The organism is Micrococcus sp. ACRRV (genome assembly GCF_022346985.1).
Lineage (GTDB): Bacteria > Actinomycetota > Actinomycetes > Actinomycetales > Micrococcaceae > Micrococcus > Micrococcus porci.
The window spans coordinates 1-7,485 of the sequence record NZ_JAKRNH010000113.1 but is presented as its reverse complement, the minus strand read 5'-3'; the positions used below and the strand labels follow the sequence as shown (position 1 = coordinate 7,485).

Genomic DNA, 7,485 nt, shown 5'->3' with positions numbered 1-7,485 from the left:
GGGCGGGGCGACATCGGCCGCCGGGTCGGTCGGGGTGAGCCCCTCGAGCGCCCAGAAGCGGTGCATGCCGCGCACGGCGGAGAGCACACGCGCGGCGGACCGGGCGCCCAGGGGTCGGCCGCCGTCGTCCCCGGTGCCGAGGGCGGAGAGGAAGCCGGCGACGTGCCCGGGGTCGACGTCGGCGGGACGATCCACCCGGGAGGCCTCCAGCCATGCGAGGTATCGGCCCAGGTCCCGGCGGTACGCGGCCAGGGTTGCGCTGGCCAGGCCCCGTTCCACGGCCAGGTGGTCCAGGTGCCGGTCGAGCGCGCGCTGGAGCTCGAACGACGCGCTCACGCGGGTCGGTCGGCCCCGGGGCCCCGCCGGTCGGGGACGAACGGGGCGTCGGGCGGGCGCAGGCGACGCCATGCCTGGGCCCGGTGCGCGTGGAGGGAGAGGACCGCCACCACCGTGGACGGGTTGTGGATGCGCCCGTCGAGGACGGCGTCGAGCACCTCGTCCGTGTTCACCCAGGCCAGGGGCATGGACGCCTCCTCGCCCTCGCGTTCGTGTCGCGCCCCCTCGGGAACGGCGCTGACCTGGCGGGCCAGGAACACGCGGATGGCCTCCGTGGACCCGCCGGGGGTGGTGAAGAAGTCGGCGAGGGTGTGCCACTCGGCGGCCTCGAGGTCGGCCTCCTCCCGCAGCTCGCGGCGGGCCGTCTCCACGAGGGGCTCTCCGGCGACGTCGCGCAGCCCGGCGGGGACCTCCCAGAGCTCCATGCCCACGGGGTGGCGGTACTGGCGGACCAGCGCCACCTGCTCGACGGGGCCGGCGGTGGTGAGGTGCGTGCGCAGGGCCAGGACGGCGACGGCGCCCGGGTGCACCATCAGCTCGCGCGTGAGGGGCTCCTGGTCCTTGTCGTCGGGGTCCATGCGGAAGCTCTCGCGGGCGATGTCCCAGACCCGGCCCTCGAAGACGGTCTTGGACTTCTTCACCCGCCGCGGCAGGGAGAGGTCGCGCAGCGGCGAGCGCCCGGCGGACGCGGGGACCTCAGCCACGGGGGTCCTCCGGGACGACGAGGGTCGAGGACGTCAGGACCGCACCGGGCGTCAGGACCGCACCGGGCGTCGGCACCGCACCGCCGCGCGCGGGCTTCTGCCGGGGCACCGTGCGGGACGGCTGGGGGCGGGAGTCACGTTGCACCACGGGTCCCGATCGTACACACGCGGCGGGGGCTCGGCGCATGGCGTCAGGCCCGCTCGGCCGCCGACGCCTCCAGCAGCTCGCGGGCGTGCGCCCGGGCGGCGGCAGAGTCCCCGTGCCCGGCGAGCATCCGCGCGAGCTCGTCCACCCGCTCCTGCTGCCCGAGCGTGACGACGTCGGAGGTCGTCACCCCGGCCTCGGGGTCGGAGTTCTTCTCGACCCGGACGTGCCGGTCCGCGTAGGCCGCGACCTGCGGCAGGTGGGTCACGGCGATGACCTGGACATGGCGGGCCAGGCGCGCGAGTCGGGCGCCGATGCTGACGGCCGCCTCACCGCCGACGCCGGCGTCGACCTCGTCGAACACGAACGTCGGGACGGGGTCGGTCTCGGCGAGGACCACCTCCAGGGCGAGCATCACCCGGGAGAGCTCGCCGCCGGAGGCGCCCCGGCCGAGGGGGCGCGGCTCGGCTCCGGCGTGCGGGCGCAGCGCAAGGGCGACGTCCTCCGCACCGTGGGGGCCGGGGTCGCCGTCGTCCAGCGGGACGAGCGAGACGTGGAAGGAGGCGTCCGGCATGAAGAGTGCGTGCAGCTCGGCGGTGACGGCCTGCTCCAGGCGGCCTGCGGCGGCGGTGCGCAGGGTGGTGAGCTCCGCGGCCCGCTCCCGACGCGAGGCGTCCAGGCGGGCGAGGTCGGCCTCGAGCTCGTCGATGCGCCCAGAGTCGCCCTGCAGCTCCTCCAGGCGGGGGCGCTGCGCCTCGGCCCAGGCGAGCACGTCCGTCAGCTCCGGACCGTAGAGGCGCTGGAGGCGGCTGAGCTCGGCGAGCCGGGTCTGCGCGGCGTCGAGGTCGGAGACGGCGTCGCCGTCCAGGTCTGCAGAGAACCGGGCCAGGTCCGCAGCGATGTCCCCGAGGATGACGGACGCCTCGGCCAGTCGCCCGGCCGCGGCGGCGAGCTCGGGGTCGTGCCCGGGGGCTGCCTGAACGGCTGCGCGGGCGGACTCGACCAGGGTGATGGCCCCGGGCAGGTCGTCGCCGGACTCGATGTCCGGGCCGGCGAGGTGGGCGTGGCCGCCGTCGGCCGCGGCGCGGAGCTCCTCGACGTCCTCCAGGCGCCGGATGAGGGCGCGCAGCGTCTCGTCCTCCCCCGCCTCCGGCTCGGCCCGGTCGATCTCCTCGAGCCCGCGCTGCAGCGCCTCGGCCTCCCGGGCCCGCTCCTGCTGGCGCTCCACCAGCAGGTCCCGTTCCCTCCGGGCGGCAACGTAGGCCGTGTGGTCGGCGCGGTAGGCGGCCGCAGCGGCGACGAGCTGGGGGCCGCCGAAGGCGTCGAGCGCGTGGCGCTGTGCCGCGGCGGACTGGAGGCGGACCTGGTCGTTCTGCCCGTGCACGGCCACCAGCGCGGATCCGACCTCGGCGAGCACCCCCACCGGGACGGCGCGGCCGCCGAGCCCCGCACGGGAGCGGGTGCCGTCGCCGGAGGCGGTGACGCTGCGGCTCAGGACCAGGTCGGCGGAGCCGTCGCCGGCGTCGTCGAGCACGGCGCCGGCCTCCACGGCGAGGCTCAGCGCGGGGTGGTCGGCGGGCAGGCGGACGCCGGCGTCCACGGCGGCCCGACGCGACCCACGGCGCACGGCGCCGGCGTCGGCGCGCCGGCCCAGCAGCAGCCCCAGCGCGGTGACGACCATGGTCTTGCCGGCGCCGGTCTCGCCGGTCACCACGGTGAAGCCGGGGTCCAGGTCCACGGTGGCCTCGCCGATGACGCCGAGGCCGGTGATCTGCATCCAGTCGATCATGAGGTCCGGTCTCCTTCGCGCCCGTCGCGGCCTCGGTAGCGGGCCAGGGCCTCGGGGCTGAGGACGGTGAGGGGCTCGCTGGGCGGCGGCACCACGTCCGGTCTCGGCGCCGCGTGGCGCGGCTCCACCGTCTCCACCTCGGCCAGGGGGCCGGTGCGCCGGTCCGCCTCCGTGACAGGCCCGCGCCACCCCTCCGTGGGGAGGCGGAACTTGCGGACGAGTCGCTCGGCGAACGGCGTGGGCCGCAGGCGCGCCAGCCGCACCGGTTCGGCGGATCGGGTGACCTCGATGCGGGCACGCGGGGGCAGCTCCACGGTGCGACGGCCGTCGCACCACAGCACCCCCGTCTCCCGGGTGCGCGTGAGCACGTCCACGGCGACGGTCGAGTGCGGCCCCACGACGAGCGGCCGGGAGAAGAGCGCGTGGGCGCTGATCGGCACGCAGAGCAGCGCCTCCACGCCGGGCCACACCACGGGGCCGCCCGCGGAGAATGCGTAGGCGGTGGACCCGGTGGGCGACGCGAGCACGACGCCGTCACAGCCGAAGGAGGTCAGCGGCGAGTCGTCCACGGAGACGATGACCTCGAGCATCCGCTCCCGGTTGGACTTCTCCACGGACGCCTCGTTGAGAGCCCACGTGCGGGCCACCTCCCGGCCCTCCACGCGGACCGTGACGTCGAGCGCCATGCGCTCGATCACGACGTAGGCGCCGTCGGCGATCGCCTTCACGGTGCGGTGGAGGTCGGTGCGTTCGGACTCGGCGAGGAAGCCGACGTGCCCGAGGTTCACGGCCACCAGCGGGATGCCGTGGCCGCGGACGAAGTCGGCGGCGCGCAGCACCGAGCCGTCCCCGCCCAGCACCAGCCCGAGCTGGACGTCGTCGAGCGTGCAGTCCCGGCCCAGCGTCAGCGGCCGGAAGCCGACGGCGTCCGTCCCCGACTCCAGGATCGCCGCCACGTCCTCGGCGAGCATGACGGTGTCCAGGCCCTCCTCGGCGAGCATGGCCGTCGCCTGGAGGGCCGCGGCGATCGCGTCGGCGCGGCCCGTGTGGGCCAGGACGAGGACGCGGCGGGAGGGGGTCTCGGACATGGTTCCTTCCGGCGGGGGTCGGCCGGTCGGCTCCGGCCGGCTCGTCCCAGGATAGCCACGGGGGCGGACACGACAGCGGCGCCGTCCACACGGAGGAGCCGCGGACGGGACCGGGCCGTGACGTCAGGACCAGTCGACGTCGGCGGCGGCGACCAGGGCGGCCGCGCGGCGACGGCGCTCGTCCTCGTCCGCATCCCCGGCGACCGCTCCACCGTCGCGGGGGGCGGCGGGGGCCCGCAGGTGCAGGAAGAACTCCACGTTGCCGTCCTGGCCGGGCAGGCCGGAGCGTGCGACCCCGCGGGCCGCGAGGCCGGTCCCGAGCGCGGCCGCCACCACGCCCTCCACGGCCGAGCAACGCGCCCGGGGATCCGTCACGACGCCGGTCCGGGGCAGGGCCGCACGGCCCACCTCGAACTGGGGCTTGACCATCAGCAGCAGGTCGGCGTCCGGCCGGCACACCCCGGCGAGCGCGTCGAGGACGAGGCGCAGGGAGATGAAGGACAGGTCGGAGACCACGAGGTCGACCGACCCCTCGACGTCCGTCGCGGTGAGGTCGCGGACGTTCAGCCCCTCGCGGACCAGGACGCGGGGGTCGGCGCGCAGCTGCTGCACCAGCTGGCCGTGGCCGACGTCGACGGCGGCGACGCGTGCCGCGCCCCGCTCGAGCAGGACCTGCGTGAAGCCGCCGGTCGAGGCCCCGGCGTCCAGCGCCCGTCGTCCGGCCACCGGCACCGGGAAGGCCTCCAGGGCGCTGACGAGCTTGTGCGCCGCGCGGGAGACCCAGCGCGGCCCCTGGTCCAGGAGGGACAGGACCGCCCCCGGCGCCACGGGCTGGGATGGGCGACGCACCGGCGTGCCGTCCACCAGGACGACGCCCTCCTTGACGAGGGCCGCGGCCTCCGTGCGGGAGCGCGCGAGGCCGTCCGCCGCGAGGGCGACGTCGGCCCGTCGGGCCTCACCCACGCGCCGCCTCCGCGGGCTCACCCAGGAGGGCGGTCATGTCGTCGACGATCCAGGTGGGGCGGTCCTCCTCGGGGGCCTCCCCCGCCGCATGCCGGGAGTCCACGCCGGTGAGGACGAGCACGGTCTCCATGCCGGCGGCGTTGCCGCCGCGGATGTCGGTGTCGAGCCTGTCCCCCACCATGAGCGGTGCCTGGAGCCCCAGGGCGGCCGCGGCGGTGTGGAACAGGCGCGGCTCCGGCTTGCCGGCCGCCACCGGGATGACGCCGGTCGCCTGCGTGACGGCCAGGGCGAGGGCACCGTTGCCGGGAGCCACCCCCTCGGCCCGCGGGATGGAGAGGTCCAGGTTCGTGGCCACCCAGTCGGCGCCGGCGTTGACGGCGTAGGCCGCCTCGGCGAGACGCGACCAGTCCACCCGGGGGTCGAAGCCCTGCAGGACGGCGTCCGGTCGCTCGGCCGCGGTCTCCACCACGTGGTGGCCGCGGGCCGCGACGAGGTCCGCCAAATGGACCGAGCCGACCACGAGAACCCGCGCCGGGCCCTCGTGTCCAGCGGCCGTCAGCCGCTCCTCGAGGAGGTCGACACCGGCCGGAGCAGAACCGAAGACATGGGACGGGGACACCTCGAGGCCGAACCGGCGCAGCTGCTCGGCGACCGCCTCCGGGGGTCGCGAGGCGTTGTTGGTGACGAACCCGACGGGCACTCCCCGCTCCGCGAGGGCGCTCACAGTTTCGACCGCGCCGGGGATGGACTCCCCGCCCGCGTAGACGACGCCGTCGAGGTCACACAGGAGCCCGTCGTGACCGCCGAAGAACGTGGAGGCCGCGTGATTCGTCATGACTCGCGCTCCGCGGGGGCGGCCTGCCTGTGCTCCTCGGCGGATCCCTTGGCGACGGGGGCGGACTCCGCGGACGCCTGGGCGGCGTCCGACACGCGGGGCCCGGTGTGTCGCTCGCGGTGACCGCTTACGGGGCGGTCGTCCTCAGCCGGCTCGACCTCCACATCCACGATCTCGGGCTCGGCGAAGCCACCGATCCCCAGGGCGCGCTCGGCCACATGGACGGAGCGTTGCCACACGGCGGCCTCCTGGGTGCGTCCGAGGGCGGTGAGCACGTCGGCCTGGCGCTGGAACAGCCGCGGGGAGAACGGGTAGCCCCGGCGTCGGTCGAGCTCCGGGATCTTCAGTGCGGCGAGGGCGCCCTCCAGGTCTCCGAGATCCTCGCGCACCCCGGACACCACCATCGCGAGCTCCACGCGCGCCGCGCGGTCCAGCCGGGAGGTGTCGACCTCGTCGGCCAGCTGCAGCGCCTTCTCGTGGCGCCCCAGGGCGCGCTCGCTGTCGACCTGCGCCGCGATGTGTGTGTCGTCCCCGGTCATGCGGCGGTAGGTGCGGAACTCGCGCAGGGCCTCGTGGTACTCCCCCGCGGCGTAGGCGGTCAGGGCGACGGCCTCGCGCACGCGGGCCAGGCGCCCTCCCTTGCGGGAGGCGGCCAGGGCGTGCTGGAAGGCGAGCTCCGGGTCCTCGTCGATGTACCGGCCTGCCATCACGAGGTGCTTGGCGACCCAGGTCGCCGGACGCTCGTCGAGACCGCCGATCTCCTTCAGGGTGCCGCGGTCGAGCTCCTTGCCGGTCACGTCCCCGTCGATGTCGGGCGAGCGCTGCTGGTCCACCCTGTTCGCGGCGCGGAGATCAGACGGGCTGTGGGCGGGGCGCTCACGCTGGGCGCGCTCCGGACGACCGGGCCGCGGGGCCGCGGCGTCCCGACCACCCTCGCGGCGTGGACGGCCCGCGCCCTCGCCGTCGCGATGCGGACGGAACGGACGCCCCTCCCCCTGACGTCGCCCGCCGTCCCCATCTCGCCGACCTCGCGGGGTGCCGGAACGGGTGCCGTCGTGGCCGTCTCCGCGGCGATCGTCGCGGGGCTCTCGTGCGGAGCGCTCAGCCATGGGATGTCCTTCCGACTCTTCTGGTGTGTGGGGGCGTGGCCCCGGATTCGCGTCCTGCAGACGCTTTGATGTTCCGCCCCAGCCTACCGGCGAAGGGCGTGCGGGCCTTCGATGAGCGTCAGCGGACGGCTCGTTGCGCCGTGGGTCGCGTTCTGCCGTCCCCACCACAAGCCCCCCAAAACACAGGGAGGCCCCACACCCGAAGGTGTGGGGCCTCAACCCAAAAGAATGTCCGGCGGCGACCTACTCTCCCACAACCTCCCGGCTGCAGTACCATCGGCGCTGTGGGCCTTAGCTTCCGGGTTCGGAATGGAACCGGGCGTTTCCCCCACGCTATGACCGCCGTAACCCTCACCCCAACCAACACACCAAACCAGCATGCCGTGGGAAACCTAGAGAGCCACAAACAAGACAGTGGCAATATTCACTTGAACAACACCCCCCAACCCTACCACACAGGCAAGACCAGGAAAGCACCGGCTGCAATCAGACAACCGCACAGTGGACGCGAACACC

General features: G+C 75.2%; 7 protein-coding genes and 1 rRNA gene. All 8 read right to left on the bottom strand.

What is annotated here, in order from left to right:
• The coding region (locus MHY29_RS10345) for a site-specific integrase (protein WP_239241014.1) at positions 1-336 on the bottom strand (336 nt) is incomplete at its 3' end.
• Positions 333-1,040 (bottom strand): NUDIX hydrolase, encoded by a 708-nt coding sequence (locus MHY29_RS10340; protein WP_239241011.1) that lies wholly within the window; start codon positions 1,038-1,040, stop codon positions 333-335. The genes MHY29_RS10345 and MHY29_RS10340, both read right to left, overlap by 4 nt.
• Positions 1,041-1,231: 191 nt before the next feature.
• Positions 1,232-2,974 (bottom strand): DNA repair protein RecN, encoded by a 1,743-nt coding sequence (gene recN, locus MHY29_RS10335; protein ID WP_239241008.1) that lies wholly within the window; start codon positions 2,972-2,974, stop codon positions 1,232-1,234.
• Positions 2,971-4,062 carry an NAD kinase gene (locus tag MHY29_RS10330; protein ID WP_239241005.1) on the bottom strand — a complete coding sequence of 364 codons (1,092 nt, stop codon included), beginning with the start codon at positions 4,060-4,062 and terminating at the stop codon, positions 2,971-2,973. The genes recN and MHY29_RS10330 overlap by 4 nt, the downstream gene beginning before the upstream one ends.
• A 123-nt stretch (positions 4,063-4,185) precedes the next feature.
• Positions 4,186-5,025, bottom strand: a complete 840-nt coding sequence (locus MHY29_RS10325) for a TlyA family RNA methyltransferase (protein WP_239241002.1) — start codon at positions 5,023-5,025, stop codon at positions 4,186-4,188.
• Positions 5,018-5,860: an HAD-IIA family hydrolase gene (locus tag MHY29_RS10320; protein WP_239240999.1), complete on the bottom strand. Its 843-nt coding sequence runs from the start codon at positions 5,858-5,860 to the stop codon at positions 5,018-5,020. The genes MHY29_RS10325 and MHY29_RS10320 overlap by 8 nt, the downstream gene beginning before the upstream one ends.
• The gene (locus MHY29_RS10315; RefSeq protein ID WP_239240996.1) at positions 5,857-6,693 is read right to left on the bottom strand and encodes a hypothetical protein; all 837 of its coding nucleotides are present in this window, start codon (positions 6,691-6,693) and stop codon (positions 5,857-5,859) included. The genes MHY29_RS10320 and MHY29_RS10315 overlap by 4 nt, the downstream gene beginning before the upstream one ends.
• Positions 6,694-7,199: 506 nt before the next feature.
• A 5S ribosomal RNA gene (gene rrf / locus MHY29_RS10310) occupies positions 7,200-7,316 on the bottom strand.
• Positions 7,317-7,485: the final 169 nt, after the last annotated feature.